This is a genomic window from Actinoplanes sp. NPDC051405 (genome assembly GCF_055586185.1).
The window spans coordinates 396,316-417,472 of the sequence record NZ_JBVJIR010000002.1 but is presented as its reverse complement, the minus strand read 5'-3'; the positions used below and the strand labels follow the sequence as shown (position 1 = coordinate 417,472).

At 73.2% G+C, this 21,157-nt stretch carries 22 protein-coding genes and 1 riboswitch; of the genes, 8 read left to right on the top strand and 14 right to left on the bottom strand.

All coding sequences use genetic code 11. The features are described from left to right. Nucleotides 1-38: 38 nt before the first annotated feature. From ACZ6S4_RS06390 to ACZ6S4_RS06375, 4 genes are all read right to left on the bottom strand, one after another. Nucleotides 39-1,106 (bottom strand): S1 family peptidase, encoded by a 1,068-nt coding sequence (locus ACZ6S4_RS06390; RefSeq protein WP_465473888.1) that lies wholly within the window; start codon nt 1,104-1,106, stop codon nt 39-41. Between the two features lie 105 nt (nt 1,107-1,211). After that, nucleotides 1,212-2,075, bottom strand: coding sequence for an alpha/beta fold hydrolase (locus tag ACZ6S4_RS06385; protein WP_465473887.1), 864 nt, complete (start codon nt 2,073-2,075; stop codon nt 1,212-1,214). Next, nucleotides 2,072-2,938 (bottom strand): SDR family NAD(P)-dependent oxidoreductase, encoded by an 867-nt coding sequence (locus ACZ6S4_RS06380; protein WP_465473886.1) that lies wholly within the window; start codon nt 2,936-2,938, stop codon nt 2,072-2,074. Before ACZ6S4_RS06380 ends, ACZ6S4_RS06385 begins: the two co-directional genes overlap by 4 nt. Continuing rightward, nucleotides 2,935-4,386: a flavin-containing monooxygenase gene (locus tag ACZ6S4_RS06375; protein WP_465473885.1), complete on the bottom strand. Its 1,452-nt coding sequence runs from the start codon at nt 4,384-4,386 to the stop codon at nt 2,935-2,937. The genes ACZ6S4_RS06380 and ACZ6S4_RS06375 overlap by 4 nt, the downstream gene beginning before the upstream one ends. Nucleotides 4,387-4,475: 89 nt before the next feature. Here ACZ6S4_RS06375 and ACZ6S4_RS06370 point away from each other — a divergent pair, with 89 nt between their 5' ends. Beyond that, nucleotides 4,476-5,495: an AraC family transcriptional regulator gene (locus ACZ6S4_RS06370; protein ID WP_465473884.1), complete on the top strand. Its 1,020-nt coding sequence runs from the start codon at nt 4,476-4,478 to the stop codon at nt 5,493-5,495. Here ACZ6S4_RS06370 and ACZ6S4_RS06365 read toward each other — a convergent pair. Continuing rightward, nucleotides 5,449-5,814: a DUF4873 domain-containing protein gene (locus ACZ6S4_RS06365; protein WP_465473883.1), complete on the bottom strand. Its 366-nt coding sequence runs from the start codon at nt 5,812-5,814 to the stop codon at nt 5,449-5,451. The genes ACZ6S4_RS06370 and ACZ6S4_RS06365 overlap by 47 nt on opposite strands. Beyond that, nucleotides 5,811-6,482 carry a TetR family transcriptional regulator gene (locus tag ACZ6S4_RS06360; RefSeq protein ID WP_465473882.1) on the bottom strand — a complete coding sequence of 224 codons (672 nt, stop codon included), beginning with the start codon at nt 6,480-6,482 and terminating at the stop codon, nt 5,811-5,813. Before ACZ6S4_RS06360 ends, ACZ6S4_RS06365 begins: the two co-directional genes overlap by 4 nt. A 54-nt stretch (nt 6,483-6,536) precedes the next feature. Between ACZ6S4_RS06360 and ACZ6S4_RS06355 the strand changes: the two genes are divergently transcribed. Both ACZ6S4_RS06355 and ACZ6S4_RS06350 read left to right on the top strand, forming a co-directional pair. Further along, nucleotides 6,537-7,421, top strand: coding sequence for an AurF N-oxygenase family protein (locus ACZ6S4_RS06355; protein WP_360542850.1), 885 nt, complete (start codon nt 6,537-6,539; stop codon nt 7,419-7,421). Between the two features lie 119 nt (nt 7,422-7,540). Continuing rightward, complete coding sequence (locus ACZ6S4_RS06350) at nt 7,541-8,650, top strand: DNA alkylation repair protein (protein WP_465473881.1); 1,110 nt, start codon at nt 7,541-7,543, stop codon at nt 8,648-8,650. Nucleotide 8,651: 1 nt separating this feature from the next. Here the strand turns inward: ACZ6S4_RS06350 and ACZ6S4_RS06345 are convergent, their stop codons facing one another. Then, entirely contained in the window at nt 8,652-9,302 is a 651-nt protein-coding gene (locus tag ACZ6S4_RS06345) for a DsbA family oxidoreductase (RefSeq protein ID WP_465473880.1), read from the bottom strand. A 1-nt stretch (nt 9,303) separates the two neighbouring features. Then, complete coding sequence (locus ACZ6S4_RS06340; protein WP_465473879.1) at nt 9,304-9,435, bottom strand: hypothetical protein; 132 nt, start codon at nt 9,433-9,435, stop codon at nt 9,304-9,306. A gap of 158 nt (nt 9,436-9,593) precedes the next feature. On the opposite strand from ACZ6S4_RS06340, the gene ACZ6S4_RS06335 reads away from it, so the two are divergent. The 3 genes from ACZ6S4_RS06335 to ACZ6S4_RS06325 all read left to right on the top strand — a co-directional run bounded on the left by ACZ6S4_RS06335 (nt 9,594) and on the right by ACZ6S4_RS06325 (nt 12,368). Then, on the top strand, nt 9,594-10,169 hold the full coding sequence (locus tag ACZ6S4_RS06335) for a DUF6642 family protein (RefSeq protein ID WP_360831319.1): 576 nt from the start codon (nt 9,594-9,596) through the stop codon (nt 10,167-10,169). Nucleotides 10,170-10,227: 58 nt separating this feature from the next. Beyond that, complete coding sequence (locus tag ACZ6S4_RS06330; RefSeq protein ID WP_465473878.1) at nt 10,228-11,097, top strand: NAD(P)-dependent oxidoreductase; 870 nt, start codon at nt 10,228-10,230, stop codon at nt 11,095-11,097. A 182-nt stretch (nt 11,098-11,279) separates the two neighbouring features. Next, nucleotides 11,280-12,368 (top strand): glycoside hydrolase family 26 protein, encoded by a 1,089-nt coding sequence (locus tag ACZ6S4_RS06325; protein ID WP_465473877.1) that lies wholly within the window; start codon nt 11,280-11,282, stop codon nt 12,366-12,368. Here the strand turns inward: ACZ6S4_RS06325 and ACZ6S4_RS06320 are convergent. From ACZ6S4_RS06320 to ACZ6S4_RS06310, 3 genes are all read right to left on the bottom strand, one after another. Then, entirely contained in the window at nt 12,329-13,645 is a 1,317-nt protein-coding gene (locus tag ACZ6S4_RS06320; RefSeq protein ID WP_465473876.1) for an acyltransferase family protein, read from the bottom strand. The two genes, ACZ6S4_RS06325 and ACZ6S4_RS06320, sit on opposite strands and share 40 nt — an antisense overlap. A 26-nt stretch (nt 13,646-13,671) precedes the next feature. Beyond that, complete coding sequence (locus ACZ6S4_RS06315) at nt 13,672-14,379, bottom strand: carbonic anhydrase (RefSeq protein WP_465473875.1); 708 nt, start codon at nt 14,377-14,379, stop codon at nt 13,672-13,674. A gap of 96 nt (nt 14,380-14,475) precedes the next feature. Then, the gene (locus ACZ6S4_RS06310; RefSeq protein WP_465473874.1) at nt 14,476-15,375 is read right to left on the bottom strand and encodes a ricin-type beta-trefoil lectin domain protein; all 900 of its coding nucleotides are present in this window, start codon (nt 15,373-15,375) and stop codon (nt 14,476-14,478) included. Between the two features lie 283 nt (nt 15,376-15,658). Between ACZ6S4_RS06310 and ACZ6S4_RS06305 the strand changes: the two genes are divergently transcribed. After that, entirely contained in the window at nt 15,659-16,516 is an 858-nt protein-coding gene (locus tag ACZ6S4_RS06305) for a GNAT family N-acetyltransferase (RefSeq protein ID WP_465473873.1), read from the top strand. 173 nt (nt 16,517-16,689) lie between these two features. Further along, a riboswitch (cyclic di-AMP (ydaO/yuaA leader) is annotated at nt 16,690-16,835 on the top strand. Between the two features lie 4 nt (nt 16,836-16,839). Continuing rightward, nucleotides 16,840-17,466 (top strand): transglycosylase family protein, encoded by a 627-nt coding sequence (locus ACZ6S4_RS06300; RefSeq protein WP_465473872.1) that lies wholly within the window; start codon nt 16,840-16,842, stop codon nt 17,464-17,466. A 53-nt stretch (nt 17,467-17,519) separates the two neighbouring features. Here ACZ6S4_RS06300 and ACZ6S4_RS06295 read toward each other — a convergent pair whose 3' ends face one another. From ACZ6S4_RS06295 to ACZ6S4_RS06285, 3 genes are all read right to left on the bottom strand, one after another. Next, nucleotides 17,520-18,314, bottom strand: a complete 795-nt coding sequence (locus ACZ6S4_RS06295; protein WP_465473871.1) for an SAM-dependent methyltransferase — start codon at nt 18,312-18,314, stop codon at nt 17,520-17,522. A 96-nt stretch (nt 18,315-18,410) separates the two neighbouring features. Further along, nucleotides 18,411-20,630 carry a protein translocase subunit SecD gene (secD, locus tag ACZ6S4_RS06290; protein ID WP_465473870.1) on the bottom strand — a complete coding sequence of 740 codons (2,220 nt, stop codon included), beginning with the start codon at nt 20,628-20,630 and terminating at the stop codon, nt 18,411-18,413. A gap of 51 nt (nt 20,631-20,681) precedes the next feature. Then, complete coding sequence (locus ACZ6S4_RS06285) at nt 20,682-21,077, bottom strand: hypothetical protein (RefSeq protein ID WP_465473869.1); 396 nt, start codon at nt 21,075-21,077, stop codon at nt 20,682-20,684. Between the last annotated feature and the right edge of the window lie 80 nt (nt 21,078-21,157).

Below are 21,157 nucleotides of genomic sequence, written 5' to 3'. Positions count from 1 at the left end.
TCTTTCATCCCGCCCGGCGGTGGGCGAGCGGAGGCGGGTCAGCGGCGGTGCCGGCGCACGCCGCTGCGCTGGTGGTCCCGCCGGCGCCGGCGGTTGCCCAGGACCAGGGCCGGCACCGCGCCGAAGCCGACGACCACGAAGGTGGCCAGCGCCGTCCGGACCACGGGATCGGCGGCCGGGCCCCGGACCGCGGCCGCCAGCGAGCTGTCGTCGGCCGGCGGGGTGCTCGGCTTCGCGGCCGGTGGCTTCTTCACCGGCGCCTTCGACGACGTCTTGGACGACGCCTTGGGCGTCTTCGTGTCCGGTGCCGGGCGGCCGATGATGCCGGTGATCCAGCCGGCGATGGTGTCGATGCGCCCGCTCAGGTCGACCTTCGCGTGCGGGCACGACGGTCCGTGGCTGACCACCGAGACCAGCACCGCGTCGCCGTCCTGCTGGGTGAAGTAGGGGCCGCCCGAGTCCTGCGAGCAGGGGCTCGTGGTGGCGCGGGGGGCGTGGCCACGCATGCCGACGTACGCGCGGCTGAGCGAGGCGACCTTGAACTGGCCGGTCTGCAGGTGGGTGGCCAGGCTCGACGGGTCGTCGTCGACCGTACGGCCGTAGCCGGCCAGCCGCACGATCGTGCCGACCTTCGGCGCCTTGCGGTTGAGCTTGACCGGAGCGATGTCGGTGATGGGCTCGGCCAGCCGGGCCAGCGCCACGTCGGTGGTCGAGGACTGGCGCACCGCGATCACCTTGACCTTGTGCCCCGCGGTGCCGGACAGGTCGGTGCGCCCGGCGGTGGCGGTGGTCAGCCGGGCCACCAGGCGCGAGACGTGGGTGCCCTTGATGTTCTTGAAGCAGTGCCCGGCCGTGATCACCCAGCGGGGTGCGACCAGCGCGCCCGTGCAGGAGCTGTCGCGGCGCCCGCCACCCGCTTCGGGGATGCCGGTCATGGTGAGCTTCACCGCGAAGCCGTACCGGCCCGGCACGGCGTCCTCGCCGTTGGCGATCGCCGGTGGTGCCGCGGCGGCCCGCGCCGGGGCGCCGGGGCCGAGCGCGAGCGCGGCGGCCATCGCCGGCAGCAGCAGGAGCACCAGCAACATCGTGGCGGAGCGGGGTCGCAAAGGGCGGTCCTTCCGGAGAGCAACTGTGCAACAAGACGTGGGAAACGTATCTTAAGTTGCAAGCGCCAATACAATTTCTCTCCGGAACGGCCCGCTGACTTTGCGCTAAACGCTGGAGGAATGGGCGGCCAGGAACACCCGGGCCAGGTCGGCGAAATCGTCGGCCCGCTCGATCTGCGGCATGTGCCCGGTGTCGGGGAACAAATGGGTCCGAGCGTGCGGAAAGGCCGCCCGGGCGGCGGCCAGGTGCGCCGCCGGCAGGATCAGGTCGCGGTCGCCCCAGACGATCAGCGCCGGCCGAGCATGGGCCGTGACCTGGCCCAACAGGGTTTCCCGCCAGGGTGCGCGGATGCCGCGCAGGGTGCCCAGCTCCCGGGCCGTCTCCAGGAAGACCCGGGCATTGTGCGGCCGGGCGGCGACCCGCAGGGCGAGCTCCACCCGCTCCTGGGTCACATGCGCGCGGTCATGGAACAGGCTGCGTTCGATCCGGTACGCGGAGCGAGCATCGATGCGCCGCAACAACGGTTTACCGAGGCCCGGAACGGCGAGAATGCGTAATGCCAGCGCCACTTCCTTGCCGAAGCCGGCGCTGTTGACCAGGGTCAGCGTGGCGATCCGCGCGGGTGCCGCGGTGAGCATCGTCATCGCCACCGCGCCGCCCAGTGAATTGCCCATCACGTGCAGTGGCCGGTCCTCGCCGAGCGCGTCGACGGTGGCCGCCACTCCCTCGGCCAGCCCGGCCAGGGTCACCCGCCCCGGCAGCGGCTCGGACAGCCCGAAGCCCGGCAGGTCGACGCTGATCAGCCGGTGGTCGCCGGCCAGCCGCTCGTGCTGCGGATCCCAGTCCTCCAGGCTGCGGCCGATGCCGTGCAGGAGCAGCACCGGCGGGTGGCCGGGGTCGCCGCTCTCGCGCACCCGGATCCGCGCGCCGCGGACGGTCAGCTCCCGGACCGCTCCCGGGCCGCTCACCGGGTCACCGCCGTACGGGCGCGGCGACCGGCCGCGGCGGTCAGCCGCCCGATCACCCGCATGTGGCTCACCGGCAGCAGCCGGGCCAGCACGTCGGGGATCTTCGCGCTCGCGGCGATCAGCACCCGGGCGCGGCGCCGCTCGACGGCGTCGAGGATCTCCCGGGCCGCCTTCTCCGGCGGATACGTCAGCAGGGCGGCGAAGACCCGCTGCTGCGGCCCGACCTCGGCGGCCGGCACTCCCGCGCCGATCAGCGCACTCTCAGCGATCCGGGTACGGATGCCACCCGGGTGCACCGTCGTCACGCCCACGCCCGACTCCAGCAGTTCGCCGCGCAGCACCTCGCTGAGCCCGCGCAGCGCGAACTTGCTGGCGCTGTAGGCCGACTGTCCCGGCGGTGCGATGAGCCCGTACAGGCTGGAGACGTTGACCAGGTGACTGCCCGGCTCGGCGGTCAGGGCCGGCAGCAGGTGGTGGATGAGCAGCATGGGCGCGGTGAAGTTGACCGCCATCACCTGCTCGAACTGCGCGACGTCGAGCTGGTCGAAGCGCCCGCCCAGCGCCATCCCGGCGTTGTTGACCAGCAGGCCGATCGCCGGGTGCCGCTCCCGGATGCCGGCCGCGGTGCTCAGCACGGCCGCCCGGTCGCCGAGGTCGGCGACCAGCGTCTCGACGGCGCGGGCGGGGTGCGTGGCCCGGATCCGCTCGGCGACCGCGTCGAGCCGCAACGCGTCGCGGTCGACGAGGACCAGGTCGCTGCCGCGGGCAGCGAGGCCGTGGGCCAGCTGCTCACCGATGCCGCTGGCGGCTCCGGTCAGCACGGCCGTCCGGCCCGGGAAACGGTACGGGCTCAGCCGCGTCATCGGATCTCCTCCAGCACGGGGGCGGTGGTTCGGGTGAAGGTCATGTCCCGGCGTACGTCGGCCCGCGGGGTGGTGAGCACGTCGAGCAGGTAGTTCTGCCGGACGGTCCACGGGTCCTTGTCGCCCTGCTGCGGGAAGCGGTCCAGCGCCCGTTGCACGTAGCCCGACGTCAGGTCGAGCAGCGGCCGCCGGTTGCCGGGCCCCTCCTTGGGCGTGGCCGTGACGTACCCGTTCTTGTCCAGGAAGGCCAGCAGGCGGCACACGTAGCGGTGCGACAGATCGGCGCGCAGGGTCCACGAGGCGTTGGTGTAGCCGATGCAGTAGGCGAAGTTCGGCACCCCGCTGAGCATCACGCCGCGGTACGCGACGCTCTTGCCCGGCTCCACCTCGCGGCCGTCGACGGTGAGGGTGACACCGCCGATCGGCAGCAAGGACAACCCGGTGGCCGACACCACGATGTCCGCCTCGAGCGTGCGGCCCGAGCGCAGCCGGATGCCCTCCGGCACGAACCGCTCGATGTGGTCGGTGACCATCGAGGCGGTGCCCTTCCTGATCGCCGCGAACAGGTCGCCGTCCGGGATCACGCACAGCCGCTGGTCCCAGGGCTGGTAGGCGGGGGTGAAGTGCTCGTCGACGTAGGCCGGGTCGGCCAGGTGCCGGACGGCGAAGCGGCGCAGGATGGCCTTGACGCGTTCCGGGCGGCGCCGGGCGAGCTGGTAGAAGCCCTGCGAGAGGACGATGTTCTTGGCCCGGGCCACCTTGTGGGCGACGCGGGCGGGCAGCCGCCGGCGCAACAGGTCGGCGACCACGTCCCGGCCGGGCAGCACGGTCAGGTACGACGGCGAGCGCTGGAGCATGGTGACGTGGGCGGCCGTCTCGGCCATGGCGGGCACGAGCGTCACCGCGGTCGCACCGCTGCCGATCACCACCACCCGTCTGCCGGCGTGGTCCAGGTCGTCCGGCCACGACTGCGGGTGCACGAACCGGCCGGTGAAGTCGTCGAGCCCGGCGAAGTCCGGCTGGTGGCCCCGGGCGTAGTCGTAGTAGCCGGCGCACGCGTACAGGAAACGGCAGGTCAGGGTCTCGCCCCCGGCCAGCCGGACGGTCCAGTGATCGGCGCTCCAGTCGGCGGCGACCACCCGGGCGGAGAAGCGGATGTGCGGCGTGATGCCGCCCTCGTCCGCCGTGTCCTGGATGTACTCGCGGATGCTCTCGCCCGAGGCCAGCGAACGGTCGCCCTGCCAGGGGCGGAACGGGTAGCTGAGGGTGAACATGTCGGAGTCCGAGCGCACGCCCGGGTAGCGGAACAGGTCCCAGGTCCCGCCGATGGCGTCGCGGGCCTCGAGGATGGCGTAGCTGGTGCCCGGCCGCTCCTGCTGCAGCCGCCACGCCGCCCCGATCCCGGACAGCCCGGCGCCGATGATGAGCACGTCGAAGTGTTCGGCCATGGCGCCAGTCTCGGTCACCGCGACGGGCGCCGACTTGTCTTCACGCGACACTCATTTACCTCTGCGCGACACCTTGGTTAGAGTTCGGCATGGACTCGATGGTGCGGGCGGCGTCCCTGCGCGGGCTGCCTGAGCTGGTGGACGGGCTGGGTGGCGACGGCGCGGCGCTGCTGGCCCGGTTCCGGGTGCCCGCGCCGGCGCTGGACTCCGACGACGCGGTGATCCCGTCTTTGGCCGCCGGGCGCATCCTCGAGACGGCCTCGGCCGAGCTGGACTGCCCCGACCTGGGGCTGCGGCTGGCCGGGCAGCAGAACGCCACCGTGCTCGGCCCGCTCGCCCTGGCCATCGAGAATTCCCCGACGTTCGGCGCCGCACTGCAGACCGCGAACCGCTTTCTGTTCGTGCACAGCCCGGCGCTGACCGTCTCGCAGATCCCGGACCCGGCCGGCCGGCCCGGCGTGGTGGGCCTGCTCTACCGCGGCACCGAGGTCGAGCCGCTGCCACCGCAGGTCGTCGACCTAGGGCTGGGCCTGTTCCACCGGATCATCGTGCTGCTGCACGGCGGCCCGTACGGCCTGCGCTCGGTGCACCTGCCGCACGCGCCGCTCGCGCCGGTCGGCAGCTACACCGCGTTCTTCGGCGCCGACGTGCGCTTCGACCGCCCGGACGCGGTGCTGCGGGTGCCCGGCGGGCTGGCCACCATGGCGGTGCCGGGCGGCAACCAGGTGCTGCGCGACATCGCGGTCGACTACATCACCAGCCACTTCCCGGCACCGGGCCGGTCCGTCTCCGACCGGGTGCACCTGCTGCTGTCCCAGGCGCTGGGCACCTCGCCGGTCGAGGTGGGCGCGATCGCCCGGTTGCTGCGGACCCACCCGCGGACCCTGCAGCGCCGTCTGGCGGCCGAGGGGGCCACCTTCGAGGCCATCCTGGACGATGTCCGGCGGGCCACCGCGGCCCGGCTGATCACCCAGACGGATCTGCCGCTGAGCCAGGTCACGGCCATGGTGGGGCTGGCCGAGCAGTCCGCGCTGAGCCGGGCGGCGCGGCGCTGGTTCGGGGTCAGCCCGCGGCAGCTGCGTGCCACGGCGGCCGGCCCGTCCCGGTGAGGCGCACCCCGCCCCAGGGGTCGGGCTCGCCGAGCCGGGCCCGGGCCGGCGCGCCGCCGATGCGTACGGTCGCCTCGCGCAGTCCGGCCCGCAGCTGCGCCGTCAGCGTGTCGTCGGGAGCGGCCCGCCCGGCCCAGCGGTAGCGGCCCTCGATCGGCTCGAAGTGCGCCGACAGCCGCACCGCGACGGTGACGCTGAGCTCGCCGGTCTCGATCGTCGCCTCGCCGCGGTAGTCCTCGTCCCGGCCGTCATCGCTCACGAGATCCGGGCCCGGCTGGCCCGCGCCCGCCAGGCCCGCGTTCGGCTGATCCGCGGTCATCGGCCGGTCACCGCCAGGCCGCCCGGAGTGTCGGCGGCCGCGCGGATACCCGCGATGCCGCCCCAGAGGAACGTCGTCAGATACTCCGCCAGGGCGGTCCGGCTGATCGGCTGCTGCTGCCGCAGCCACCAGTCGGCGACCGTCTGGACATAACCCACGATCCCGTACGCCCACGGCAGCGCCGGCCCGGAGTCCAGGCCCAGCGCCCGCAACCGGTCGCCCAGGATCCGGGCCAGCCCGCTGGCCACGGTGTCCATCGCGTCGGCGACCACGTCGGTGTCGCGGGCGATGCCACGCTGGTGCACCACGAACCGGTACACGTGCGGATCCGCCTCGATGAACGTCAGGTACGCGTCGATCGCGGCGGCGACCACGTCGCGTTCCTCCCGGACCGCGGCCACGGCCGGCGCGATGGCCTCGACCACCGCGGTCGCCGCCTGCCGGCCCACCGCCAGCCACAGCCCCGACTTGTCCTCGAAGTAGCGGTAGAGCACGGGCTTGCTGACCCCGGCGTGCGCGGCCACGGCGTCGATGCCGGGCTCGGGCCCGAGCTCGCGGATCGCCTCGATCACCGCCTCGACGAGCTCGGCGCGGCGGCGCTCGCGGTGATCGGCCCAGCGGCGGCTGCGCCCGTCGGGACGGTTGACGCCTTCATCGACAGAGTTCATAGTACGAGAAGTAGCTGTTACTTCCGGTAACGTCAACCCCCCTGGAGGTTCTCCATGGTCGTCTCCGACCGCGACCGGACCGCGACCCGGCTGCTGCGCTCGTCGGCCGAGCACTCGTACGACCCGGAAGTGGAGATCGACTGGGACGCGCCGCTGGCGAGCGACCGGTTCTACACCCCGGAGCACCGGTCCAGCCTCTACGGCACCGAGCTGTGGCAGGGGCTCAGCCAGGAGCAGCGGATCACCCTGACCCGGCACGAGGTGGCCAGCATCGCCGGGCTCGGCGTCTGGTTCGAGACCATCCTGATGCAGCTGCTGATCCGCGAGTACTACCGCGCCGACCCCACCGCCGCCCACTCCCAGTACGCCCTCACCGAGGTCGCCGACGAATGCCGGCACTCGGTCATGTTCGGCCGCATGATCGCCAAACTGGACTGCCCGGTCTACCGGGTCGGCGCGTTCGACGACGCGCTGGGCAAGTGGATCGCCGCCACCGCCACCGGCCCCCGGATGTACGCGGCCATCCTCATCGCCGAGGAGATCCTGGACGCCCTGCAACGCGAGGCGGCGGCCGACGAGACGGTGCAGCCGCTGGTCCGGATGGTGTCGCGGATCCACGTCATCGAGGAGGCCCGGCACGTGCGCTACGCCCGCGAGGAACTCGCCCGCCAGGTGCGCGCGGCGGGCACCCGGCGGCTCGCGTTCGACCGGGTGGTGATCGCGCGGGCGGCGTACCTGACCGGCACCCGGATCATCTCCCCGCAGGTCTACCGGTCCGTCGGCATCGAACCGGAGGTGGGACGGCGGGCGGCGCGGGCCAACCCGTACCACCGGGAGACGATGCGCTGGGCGGGCGAGCGGATCGTCGCGTACCTGCGGGAGCTGGACCTGATCGGCGGGCCCGGGATGGCCCTGTGGCGGCGCTCCGGCCTGCTGTGAGCCCGGCGGCCGGCCGCACGTCGACGGTCGGCCGCTCGGCGCGGCCGGGGCGCGCCGGTCCACGTCGGCGTGGCGCTTGGCAGGATGGCAGCGTCACGCAGCCGACCAGGGGAGACGACGTGCCGTTCGCCGACGAGCTCATCGGGGACCAGACCGCCCGCGCGCTGATCGCCGCGCTCGCTGCCGCGGCACCGGGCAACGGGTGGCCGTCGCTGCGTACCGCGGCCGGTGACCTGGCCGGACGCCCGCTGCGCGAACGCAGCGACCTGTTGCGCGACGGCCTGCTCGCCGACCTGCCGGGCGGCTACCCGGAGCTGGCCGCGACGGTCCGGGCCGCCGCGGCCGGCCCGCTGCCGTTCGAGGGCTGGCTGATCTGGCCGGTCACCGGCGCGGTCGCGGCCCGCGCGGTCACCGACGGCAGCGGTACGGCGTTCGACGACGCGATGGCGCTGCTGGCCGCCCTCACCGGCCGGCTGACCGCCGAGTTCGCCATCCGTACGCTGCTGGACCACGACCCGGGCCGGGCCCTGGCCATCGTGGCCACCTGGACCGGCTCGCCGGACGAGCACGTACGCCGGCTCGCCTCCGAGGGCACCCGGCCCTTCCTGCCCTGGGCGAAGCGGGTGCCCGCGCTGCTGGACCGCCCCGAGCACACCCTGGAGATCATCGGCGCGCTCTACCGCGACGACAGCGAGTACGTGCGCCGCTCGGTCGCCAACCACCTCAACGACCTGAGCCGCCACCACGGCGACCTGGTCGTCCGGACCGCGGCCGGGTGGCTCGCGGAGCCCGACCGGCACACAGCCCGGCTGGTCCGGCACGGCCTGCGCACCCTGGTCAAGCAGGGGCACCCGGGCGCGCTGGCCCTGCTCGGCTTCGCCCCGGCCACCGTCGAGATGGCCGGCCCGCTCATCGCGCCCGGCGAGGTGCCCTTCGGCGGTGAGCTGGCCTTCACCGCGACCGTGACGAACACCGGGTCCGCCGTGGCCACGCTGGCCATCGACTACGTCGTGCACCACCTGAAGGCCAACGGCACGCAGACCGGCAAGACGTTCAAGCTGACCACGGCGACGCTCGGACCCGGGGAGCGGCTGTCGCTGGAGCGCCGGCACTCGTTCCGGGAGATCACCACCCGCCGCTATCACCCCGGCGCGCACGCCGTCGAACTGCAGGTCAACGGCGTGCGCTCGGGCCGGGCGGACTTCGTGCTGGGCCGGCCCGCGGGCTGACTCAGCGGGCCGGCGCTGCCTCGTACGCGGTGCGCAGCGCCTGCAGGAACACGTCGGCGGACTGGGCCCCGGAGACGCCGTAGGCCCGGTTGAGCACGAAGAACGGCACGCCGGAGGCCCCGTACAGGCGGGCCTGGCGGATGTCGTCCTCGACGTCCGAGGTGTAGTCGTCGCCGGCCAGCACCCGCTCGGCCTCCGCCGCCGGGACACCGATCTCGGCACCCAGCCGCACCAGCGTCGCGGTGTCCAGCGTGGCGCCCTCGATCAGGTTGGCCCGCATCAGCCGCTCGTGCGCCTCCGCGCCCAGCCCGTGCGCCTTGGCCAGGTGGATCAGCCGGTGCGCGTCGAATGTGTTGATGCTCACCGCGCGGGCGAAGTCGTAGTGCAGACCCTCGGCCTCGGCGAGCTCGGCGACCTGTGCCGTCATGGCCTTGACCTGGTCCTTCGACCCGCCGAACTTCCTGGCCAGGGCGTCGTAGACCGGCTCGGCCGTGCCCCGGGGGATCGACGGGTCGAGCTGGAAGCTGCGCCACACCAGCTCGACGTCGTCGGCGTGCTCGAACGTGCGCAGCGCGGTCTCGAGCCGCCGCTTGCCGATGTAGCACCACGGGCAGACGATGTCCGACCAGATCTCCACCAGAACGCCGGCCACGTCAGCCACACATCCCGTCGGTGCAGGTCGCGGCATCCTCGGCAGCCAGCACGATCAGCGGCTGCGGGGTGCTCGCGGGCTGCGCCGGAGGCGGCGGGGGCGGGGGCGGGGACTGCTTCTGCACATCGGTCACCGATCCATCATGCGTCGGGAATCGGAGATCGTTAAGAAGGCACTTCCGGGTAAGTGCCTTCCAGGTGTGAGGCATTTGTCCGATAGGTCGGGCGGCCCCGTCGATCGACCGCCGGTCGGCTAGCGTCGACCTTTCGTGCCGAGCTGTCAGGGGGAGTCGTGGCCAAGGCCGGGGGAGTGTTCTGCGTCGAGGGGCAGTGGGAGGACGACCTGAACAGCCGCGGGTCGGTGCTGCCCACCCTCGAACTGCTGGAACGGCTCGGCAGCATCCGCTACATCCACCGGGACACGGCCACGACCGAGGAGCTGCACTACTACCTGGACACGTGGCTGTCCCGCAAGTACGCCGACTACAAGGTCGGCTTCTTCGCCCTGCACGGCCAGCCCACCCAGCTGTGCCTGACCAGCAAGCAGACGGTCGAGCTGGACGAGATCGCGGCCTGGATGTCGGGCCGGTGCGCGGGCCGCATCCTGTACTTCGGCAGCTGCCTGGTCCTGCGCGCCTCCGACCGCGTCCTGAAGGACTTCCTGCACGAGACGAAGGCGGCCATGCTCTGCGGCTTCACCAAGTCGATCGACTGGGTCGAATCGGCGGCCTTCGAAACCGTGGTCCTTAACACACTGGTCAACGGCGGCAAGATCGACAGCGCGGAACGCCTGATGCGCTCGTCCCGCTGGACGGCCCTGTCGGACCACCTCGGCTTCCGCGTCGTCTACGCCAACGGCCGGAGCTGAGCCAGGAGTCGTGAATTGGCCGCAGCCCAGGCGGCGGTCGGCGTTTTACCGTACGGCCATGGATCACAGCGAGAACGTCGGTTTTCTGGGGCTGGGCATCATGGGTGAGCCGATGGCCCGCAACCTCGCCGCGGCCGGGGTGCCGGTGGTCGGCTGGTCGCGTACCCCTCGGGCGGTCCCCGGGGTGAGTCTCGCGGCCAGGCCGGCCGACGTCTTCGCCCAGGCCCGGATCGTGCTGCTCATGCTCGCCGGCAGCGAGGCGATCGACGAGGTCCTGGGCCGCGGCGGCCCGGGCTTCGCCGAGCTGGTGCAGGGGCACACGATCGTGCACATGGGCACCACCGCGCCGGAGTATTCGGTCGCCTTGCGTGACGACGTCGTGGCGGCCGGCGGCCGCTATGTGGAGGCGCCCGTGTCCGGGTCGCGGACCCCGGCGGTGGCCGGCGAGCTGGTCGGGATGCTGGCCGGCGATCCGGATGCCGTCAAAGAGGTACGCCCGCTGGTGGCCCCGATGTGCCGCGAGGTCGTCGAGTGCGGCCCGGTCCCGCAGGCGCTGCTGATGAAGCTGTCGGTGAACCTGTTCCTGATCAGCCTGGTCACCGGCCTGGCCGAGGCCACGCATTTCGCCCAGCGGCACGGTCTCGACCTGGACCTGCTGCGGGGCGTGCTGGACGCCGGCCCGATGGCCAGTGGTGTCTCCCGGGTCAAGGTGGAGAAGCTGGTCAGCCGGGACTTCACGGTGCAGGCGTCGCTCCGGGACGTGCTGATGAACAACCAGCTGATCGCCGACGCGGCGCGGGCGGCCGGGATCGCGTCGCCGTTGCTGGACGAGTGCCACCGGTTGTTCGGGGAGGCGCTGGCGCTCGGCCACGGCGCGGAGGACATGGCGGCCGTGGTGCGCGCGATCGAGGCCCGGACCGACGCCTAGGCCGGTGGCCGATTCACCCCATTGTTGGCCCGGCGGGCCTCGCTGTCCGGGCTGCGTGCCGGTAAAAGGCCTGGTCAGGCAGGGTCTTGCGGGCGATCGGCCGACGTCTCGGCGGCATGACGCGGGCATCGTGGAGCCGGATGCGATTGCCGTGTCCGCGTACCGGTGAGAGGAAGCCCACCATGACCGCCGAATCCCTGGGCGGCCGCGGGCTGCCCCGGCGCCGGCTGCTCGCACTTGCGGCACTCGCGCTGCCGGCTGCCTGTTCGACTGCGCCGTCCGCGGCCCCGCCGCCCGCTTCGCCCACCACGGTTGCCCCCGCGGCGTCGTCCGGCTCACCCGTTGCCGGCGCCTCGCCGTCGCCGTCCCTGTCCCCGGCGCCATCACAAAAGCCTTCGCCGGCCCCCAAGAAAGCGGCGCCCCGGCGGGGCGGGCCGGTCCGGGCCGAGACCGGCAAGGCGATGTTCGGCTCCTACCTGGCGCTGAGCGGCATGTCGCTCAAGGAGAGCCTCGCGTTGCGCCGCCGGCAACTGGGCCGTGAGCAGCGCATCGTGCACGTCTTCTACCCGTGGGACGGCTACGTGCCCTCGTCCGAGCCGGCCGTGGCGTCCTCCAGCACGTTGATGGTGTCGTGGCACGGGGCGCCGTACCGGCGGATCGTCGACGGCTCGTCGGACCGGGTCATCGTCCGGGTGGCCCGCAAGCTGGCCGGGATGAAGCGGCCCATCCTGCTGCGCTGGGGCTGGGAGATGAACGGCGACTGGTTCGAGTGGGACGGCAGCCACAACGGCGACGACCCGGCCGGCTACGTCAAGGCCTGGCGGCGGCTGCACCGGATCTTCCGGGAGCAGGGCGCGGACAACGTCGCCTGGGTGTGGAGCCCGAACTGGAACTCGTCGCCGGACACGTCGTGGAACAGGTTCCAGCGGTACTACCCCGGCGACGACTACGTCGACTGGGTCGGGGTCTCCGGCTACGACTTCTTCTCCGAGTCGCCGCGCACGCTGTTCAGTGCCGTCGTCGCGGCGTACGGCGAACGCAAGCCCGTCATCCTCAGCGAGACCGCCGCGGTGGACCACGGCCGGGGCAGCAAGGCCGCGTGGATCAAGAAACTGTCCTCGTGGGTCGAGGACACTCCGGCCGTCGGCGCCGTGGTCTGGTTCGACACCGACACCCAGGACGACAGCCCGCACAACTTCCGGCCGGACACCGACAGCGCCGCGCTCGCCGCCTACCGGGCGATGGCGCGCAGATCCCGCTTCGCCGGCTGAGACCCGGCCGGGTCCGGCGGCCGGGCGTCGGAGCCCCACCGGGCGGTCATCCAGCGCGCGACCCGGCGACCGAACCGCTGCCCGGGCACCTCCACGAACCGGTACGTCAGCCACGAGATCCCGACCACCAGGCCCAGGTACGCGGCCGCGACCGGCACCTCGGCCACGGCGGGCAGCCGCTCACCGAGCGGGATCAGCAGGGGACGCAGCAGCACGATCAGCACGTAGTGCACCAGGTAGACGGAGTAGCTGATCAGGCCCAGGCGGGTCAGCGCTCGTGGTGTGCGCCGGCCCCGGGTGAGCCGGCCCAGCGCGAAGGCGCCGCCGATGACGAGCAGGGTGACGACCGAGCGGGTCACGTACCGGGGGGTAAGCCCGCCGAGGGACTCCAGTTCGGCGATCCAGTTCACCATGAGCGCGGCGGCCACCACCGCGGCCACCACGCCCGTCTGCCACCAGCGGATCCGGCCGTGGTCGGCGCGGTGGACCGCCGTACCGACCAGCATCACCGCGACGATCAGCAGACCGTCCCAGACGTGGGCGGGATCCTGGCCCGCGACCAGCAGCGTCACCGCGAGCCCGCCCAGCAGCAGCGCGCCGGCCACCACGACGGCGCGCCGCCCGGTCGCGACCGCACCCAGCCCGAGCACCAGCGCGACCGCCACGACCAGGGTCAGCTCCCGCGCGGCGCCGGGTGTCGCCGAGAGCAACCGCGGCGCCAGCGGAGCGGTGCCGACGGCGGCCACGGCCAGCACGACCGCCAGCACGGTGCCGGCCCGGTGCAGCCGCACCGCGAACAGCGCGCCGACCAGCAGGTAGAACGCCATCTCGAAGGTGAGCGTCCAGATCACCGGCGTGATCAGCGGTACGCCCAGCAGGTGCGGCAGCATCGTCACGTGCGCCACGGCCGCGGTCAGCGGATCGGCCCGCAGTGCGGGGTCGAGCGGCATCAGCCCCGCGCCGCCTAGCACGACCACCAGGGCGATCACCACCAGGTAGAGCGGCAGCAGACGGCAGAGCCGGCTCACCCAGAACGTGCGCAGGCTCCCGTGCCGTTCCAGCGACGCCGGGATGATGTAGCCGCTGACCAGGAAGAACAGCATGAACCCGGCGGTGCCGGCGTGCAGCCACTCGGCGGAGACCTCCCGCGCCCCGCGGAACAGCATGCGGCTGAGGTGGGCGTAGACGACCAGCAGGACCGCCACCGCCCGGAGCCCGTCGAGCCAGGCCAGCCGGTCCGCCGGCAGTACGGCGGGGGCGGTCGGCTCGGCGGGCATCCGCGAACGATAGCCGGAGGCGCGGGTTATCTCACCAGCGCGACCCGGCCGGTGTCGAGGTCGTAGCGGGCCCCCACGATGCGCAGCTCGCCGGCCCGGACGTGCTCGGCCAGCAGCTCACTGCGGGCGGTCAGCTGGGCGGCCTGGGCCCGGATGTTGGCGCGGACGGCGTTGTCCACCACGTCGCCGGGGCGGCTCAGCTCCGGCTCGACGATCGGCCGCAGCGCGTCGACGATCGTGCCGATGTGCCCGGGGGCGCCGGCGCCGCTCTCGATGGCGTCGATGGTGGCGGTCACCGCGCCGCACCGCTCGTGGCCGAGCACGACGACCAGCGGGCTGCCGAACTCCTCGACGGCGAACTCGATGCTGCCCAGCAGCAGGTCGTCGACGATGTTGCCGGCGACCCGGTTGTCGAACAGGTCACCCAGCCCCTGGTCGAAGAGGAACTCGGGGGAGACCCGGGAGTCGGCGCAGCCGATCGTGATCGCGAACGGGTGCTGACCCGCGGCGACCTCGTGCAGGTCGGCCAGGGTCTGGTGCGGGTGGCGGGCGTGCCCGGAGACGAAACGCCGGTTGCCGGCGAGCAGCCGGGCGAGGGCGGCGGCCGGGGTGACGGCGGGCTCCTCGGTGCGGGGCCGGGACGCGGACGCGGGGGCCGCGCCGGTGAGCAGGCCGGCGCCGAGGGCCGCGGCGCCACCGGTGAGCAGCAGCGAACGGCGGGACAGATCGGGCATGAGGGCTCCTGAGGGGTGCTCCCGGCGGTGCCGGGTCGGTCCATGAGGGACAGATGCCGTTCTATCAGCTCGCCCGGACCGCCCGGCAATGTGGTCTCAGGGCAGGGTCCAGGTCTGGTTCGCCGCGCCCGTGCAATCGGAGACGGTGACGGTGACAGTCAGCGCACCGGGATCGGTCAGGCACCGGCCGGTCTGCGGATTGACCAGCGAGCCGTTGGGTCCGGCCCGCCACTGGGCCGCGGGCCGGTCGTCGCAAGCGGCGATCCGTACGGCGGCGTCGGTGCCCACCGCGGCGCACCGGTTCGTGACCAGCAGGGTGCCGTCGGTGGCCAGCGTCCAGCGCTGATAACTCACGTCGGCGCAGCCGGAGGTCTGCACGGGAGCGCCCTCGAGACCGAGGAGGCTGCCGAGGGCCAGGCACCGTCCGCCGGCCGCTGTGATCGCACCGGTCCTGGCCGCGCCGGGAGGCGGTGACAGAGTCGGCGTCGGTGCGCCGGAGGCCGCTGTCGTGGTCGTCGCCGGCCCGGGCGCGCCCTGTGCCGCGCCCGTGCTGGCGGTGCTTCCCGTCGCAGTCGCGGACTGGTTGACAGTGCTGCTGCTGCCCGGGGAGGCGCTGATCGTGCCCGCACTAGCCACCGGCGCTGCCCCGGCGGACCGGGTCACGCCCGGCGCCGAGGGAGCAGGAAGCGCCGTCACGGCCTGGTCGCCGTCTTCGGACGGCAGGAGCAGGAACAGGCCGGCCCCGCCGAGCAGGGCGAGCACCCCGATCCCGGCCAGCAGCAGCAGCTTCTGGCGGCGCAGCGCGGTGGTCTTCGCGGCCGGGTCGGTGACGGTGACGGGGGCCGGAGCGGCAACGGGCACCTCGCCGGTGCCCTCCTCGGGCAGGTCCGCGGTCGCCGGCCAGGTGGGCGCCGGCCGGTCGGCGGACCCGGCCGGCTGGGTGGTGATGTACGGGCGGACCAGCACCGGGTCGTCGCGCTCGGAATCGTCAGCCATCTCGTCGTCCTGCCGTGGGAAAAGCCGGTGGCCACGGGGGTGCCGACCGGTACGTCAAGATACGCGAGGCCGCCCGCAAGAGATCACTTGATGTCCGCCCTTTCTGGACCTTCGGGGGGAAAGGCTGGTCAAGACGGGTAGACCTCCGTGTTCGGACGCCCCCGGAGGACCCGGCCGGGGCCTACGCTGAGCACACCCGTCACCGCTGAAGGTGAGCACACATGGATCTCGTGACCCGCGTCGCCGGCCGGACCGCCGATGTGTCCGCACCGGAGCCGCCGTCGTGAGCAGGGTGATCGTGGCGGCGATGGAGGCGGCCACGGCGGCCGCGCGGGCCGCGCGGGTGCTGGTCCGCCCGGTGAGCAGCCTGGCCGAGCTGACCACGCTGGACCGGATGCTGGCCGGGATCTGGCAGGACGACTCGAGCGGCCCGCTGCTGAGCACCGAGCTGCTGCGCGCGCTGGCGAAGTCGGGCAACTACGTGGCCGGCGCCTTCGACGGCGGCACCCTGGTCGGGGCCGCGGTGGCGTTCTTCGCCGCTCCCGGCGAGCGCGAGCTGCACAGCCACATCGCCGGGGTGTCCGCCACCGCGGCCGGGCGCAGCGTCGGCTTCGCGCTCAAGCAGCACCAGCGGGTCTGGGCGCTGCAGCGCGGCATCAGCACGATCAGCTGGACGTTCGACCCCCTGGTGGCCCGCAACGCCTACTTCAACCTGGCCAAGCTGGGCGCGGTGCCGACCGAGTACCTGGCGAACTTCTACGGCCCGATGCACGACCGGATCAACGGCGACGACGAGAGCGACCGGCTGATGGTGCGCTGGGATCTCGCCGCCCCGGCGGTCGTCTCCGCCGGTGCCGGCAAGCCGGTGCGCTGCGTGCGGCCGCCGACCGCCACCGTGGCGCTGCGCCGTTCGGGCACCGGTGGGCCGGTGCCGGGCTCGTTCCGCGGGCCGACCGTGGTGGTGGCCGTCCCGGAGGACATCGAGAGCCTGCGCCGCCGGGCTCCGGGCGCGGCCAAGGACTGGCGGGTCGCCGTCCGGGAGACGCTGAGCACCCTGCTCGCCGAGCGGTTGCGCTTCGCCGGCTTCGATCGCGACGGCTGGTACGTCCTCACCCGCGGTTCCGAGGAGTACAGCCGGTGATATTGAGGGATTCGCCCCGATCCTGGCCAAGATCAAAAGCGGGCAAAAGCTGAGAACAACGTCACGTTAGGCCCCTGGAGGTTGGCCCCGCGGCGGGGAACGTGGTTACCGTCGGCCGGTCCGCTGACGCGGGCCCCGCGGTCGGTAACGCCGAGTCCTGCCGCCGACCGGGCTGGGAACTCAACTCAAGGCATGGAGCGGGGGACCCACAGGTTCTCCGGCGCGCTCACCGCGCGCCTCGGGGTGAAGCCGCGGCACCACAGCGGCCGGGCAACCTCAGCCCGAACCCGACAGCTGACCTCGCAGGCGTGGAGGTTCACTCGATGGCACAGATCCACAAGCAGTCCCTGCGCGCCCTCGGCCTGGTCGTGGCCGGTGCCGCGGGCACCGTCGCGCTGCTGGGCCCGGCCTCCCCGGCCGCGGCACAGTCCAGTGTCAACTGGGACGCGATCGCACAGTGCGAGTCCGGTGGCAACTGGAGCATCAACACCGGCAACGGCTACTACGGTGGCCTGCAGTTCAGCCGCAGCACGTGGAAGGCGTACGGCGGCGGCAAGTACGCCGGCACCGCCAACAAGGCGAGCCGCGCAGAGCAGATCCGCATCGCCGAGAAGGTGCTCGACGGCCAGGGCATCGGCGCGTGGCCGGTGTGCGGCAAGAAGGCCGGCTCGACGAAGTCCTACAAGGCGAAGAACACCGGCGGTTCCTCGTCGAGCGCCAAGAAGGCCACGGCGTCGCGCAGCACCACGCACAAGAAGTCGGCGGCGACCAAGCGCACCTCGGTCAAGGCCACCGGCAAGCACTACACGGTGAAGTCCGGTGACACGCTCGCCAAGATCGCGGCGGCCCAGCACGTCAAGGGCGGCTGGCGGGCGCTGTACCAGCTCAACCGCGCGCAGCTCGGCGGGAACCCCAACCTGATCTTCCCCGGTCAGCGCCTGTCGCTGTGATGAGCCGGCCCGGCTGCCTTGCCCCCGTGGGGCAGCCGGGCCCCCACCGGCGCTCAGGGCTTGCGGCCCACCGCGACGAACTCCGACACGACCTCGGTGATGCCGGGGTGCCGCGGGTCCGGCCGCCACGCCGTGCAGGTCACGACGCCGGGGTCGAGCAGCTCCAGCCCCTCGAAGAAGCCGCGGATCTCCTCGACGGTGCGGGTCCTGATCGGCGCCGCCCCGCTCTCGTTCCACTGCCGCATCGACTCCTCGACGGCCTTGCCGTTGACCTCCGTGGTCGGATGCGAGATCAGCAGGTAGCTGCCGGCGGGCACCGCGGCCATGAACTGCTCGACCACCGACCGGGCCTCGGCGTCGTCCATGACGAAGTTGAGGATGCCGGACAGCACCACGGCGGTGGGCCGGCCGAGGTCCAGTGTGGTGGCGGCGGCCCGCAGGATGGCCTGCGGATCGCGGACGTCGGCCGCGAGGTAGTCGGTGGCCCCCTCGGGGCTGCTGGTCAGCAACGCGCGGGCGTGCGTCAGGACCAGCGGGTCGTTGTCGACGTAGACGACGCGGGCGTCCGGAGCGACGGCCTGGGCCACCTCGTGGGTGTTGTCGGCCGTGGGCAACCCGGTGCCGACGTCCAGGAACTGGCGGATCCGGCCCTCGCCGGCCAGGAACCGCACCGCCCGGCCGAGGAACTGCCGGTTGGCCCGGGCCGACAGCACGAGCTCGGGCATGAGCCTGACGGCGTAGTCGGCCGCCTCCCGGTCCGCCGCGAAGTTGTCCTTGCCGCCGAGCAGGTAGTTCCAGACCCGCGCCGAGTGCGGCACGTCCGTGTTGAGCTGCGCGGGATCAGTCATCGGGTTCGTCCTTCCGCTGCCGGCGGCATCGATCGGTGGCGGGAACCCTATCGCGCGGTGCGGCGGGGTGGGCGCACAGCGGCGCCCACCCCGCTGTCAGCGGGACCGGAAGGTGATCGCCAGCGGCGTCGCCAAGAACACCGACGAGTACGTGCCCACCACGATCCCCACCAGCAGCGCCACGGCGAAGTCCACCAGCGAGGCCCCGCCCAGGACGGCCAGGGCGGTCAGGATGAACACCGCCCCCAGACCGGTGTTGACCGTACGCGGGACCGTCTGCAGGCACGCCGTGTTGGCCAGCCGCGCGAACGGCACCCGCAGCCTGGGGCTGATCTTGCGCTGGCCGTGCACCAGTTCCCGGATCCGGTCGAAGACCACCACCGAGTCGTTGACCGAGTAGCCGACCACGGTGAGCACCGCCGCCAGGAACACCCCGTCGACGGGTTTGCCGAGCCAGGCGAACACCCCGATCAGGATGACCACGTCGTGGACCATCGCCAGCACCGCCGCCGCACTCCAGCGCCACTGGAACCGCACCGACAGGTACGCCAGTTGCGCGCCCAGAGCGATCGCCACCGCGAGCAGCGCCTTGTCTCTCAGCTCGGCGCCGAGGCTGGGCCCGACCTTGTCGTCCCGCAACTGCTGGACGTCCCCGCCGCCGGCCGTGCCGAGCGAGGCGCGTACCCGTTGCTCGGTGGCGTCGTCGAAGGCGCCCGCCCGCACCGAGACGTTGCCCTGGCCGACCTGGGTGACCACGGCCCGATCGACACCCGCGGCCTCCACGGCCGCCCGGGCCGAGTCGGTCGACAGCGGCCGGCTGGTGGCGTACTCGACCATGCGGCCGCCGGTGAACTCGACGCCGAGGTTCAGCCCGCGGGTGGCGACGCCGCCGATCGAGAGCAGCACCGCCGCCGCCGAGACGGCCAGCCACAGTCGCCGGCGGCGCATCAGGTCGGGGCCGCGGGACTCGATCGCCTGGCGGACCCGGCCGGCGTGGGCGATGCCGCTCCACCGTGGGCGCACGACCAGCCACCGGCGACGCAACAGGGCCTCGGCCGGCAGCCGGGTGAGTACCAGCGCGGTGAACATGGACGCCAGCACCCCGATGCCCAGGGTGACGCCGAAGCCGCGTACCGGGCCGGAGGCGAGCAGGAACAGCAGGGCGGCGGCGACCAGGGTGGTCACGTTGGAGTCGATGATCGCGGACCAGGCCCGGGCGAAGCCACCGCGGATCGCGCTGCGCAGGGTGGGCCGGCCGGCGTACTCCTCCCGGGCCCGTTCGAAGACGAGCACGTTGGCGTCGACCGCCATCCCGATGGCCAGCACGAACCCGGCCAGGCCGGGCAGGGTCAGGGTGGCGCCGACCGCCAGCAGCGCGGCGTAGGAGATCAACCCGTACGCCATCAGCGCCACCGCCGCCAGCGCACCGACCACGCGGTACACCGCCACGATGAACGCGATGGTCAGGAGCGCCCCGAGGAGTGCCGCCTGCGCCGACGCCTCGATCGCCTGCCGGCCCAGGGTGGGCCCGACCACCTGCTGCTGGATGATGTCCACCGGTGCGGGCAGCGCGCCCGCCCTGATCAGCAGGGCGAGATCGCGTGCCTCGGCCGCGGTGAAGGAGCCGGTGATCCGCATGGCTTCCCCGGCGAAGCCGACCTCGCAGGTCGCCTCCGGGCTCACCTCGGGCGAGCTGATCACCTCGTCGTCGAGCAGGATGGCGACCCGTCGGGCCGGGTGGCCCACGGGGGAGCAGGCGGCCTCGGCGGTCAGCCGTTGCCAGTCCCGGGCGCCGTCTCCGGCGAAGTCGACGGCCACCTCCCAGCCGCCCGGCGGCTGAACACCGGCCTGCGCGCCGTCGATCTGCCGGCCGGACAGCGCCGCCGGCCCCAGCCGCAGCGGGTTGCCGCGCTCGTCGGGCCGGACCAGCTCGCCGGTCGCGGGAGCCGCGGCGGGCGAGGCGGCCGGTCCCAGGACCGGCCGGAAGGTCAATTGCGCGGTACGGCCGATGACCTCGGCCGCCTCCCGCGGGTCGGTGACGCCGGGCAGTTCGACGATGATCCGCCGGTCGCCGGAGCGGACCAGGCCCGGCTCGGCCACGCCGAGTTCGTCGACCCGCCGGCGCAGCACCTCCATGGCCTGGTCGGTGGTGGCGGCGTCGGCCTTGCTCTGTTCGCCGTCACGGGTCTGGAGCACGATCTGGGTTCCGCCGCGCAGGTCCAGCCCGAGCCGCGCCGGCCGGGTGGCGACGAGCCACCCGGACACGACGAGCACGACAAGGGCGAGAAATGCGCGCGCGGCATTGGCGCGCGTCACGATGGGGTTGTCTCCTCAGGCAGGGCGGCGCGCCATGTCGCGCGCCGGGGGTCAGGACGGGGCGTCTACCGCACGCCGTCCCGGGGGACCCCGGCCCTGATACGTCTCCCGGCGCGCCTGCGCCCGGTGCCCGTCGACGTCCTGCCGCCGGTGCCACCACGCCGCGATCCCGGCGCCGGCCCGGGCCGGCAGCCAGCCGAGGGCCTGGAGCAGCGGGACGGCAGTACCCAGCCCGCCGGCGGCGTCGACCCGGACGTCCGGGCGTTGACCAAGGGTCTGCTGCGCGGACGCGGTGACGGCCTGGATGGCCGGTGGCACGCGGCCGGGGCCGCTCGCGGCCGCTGTCTCGCTGGACGCGGCGACGGCCGTCGTGGCGAACAGCAGCGCCAGCAGGACCGGCAGGCTCGCCCACCGGCGCCACCACACCGGTGCGCCCTGTGCCGACATGGCTGCACCGTACCGTGGCCGTGCGCGGCTAGGGGGTGTCTCGTGGGTCATGGCGTCGCCGAGGCGAGGTCCAGGTTTCG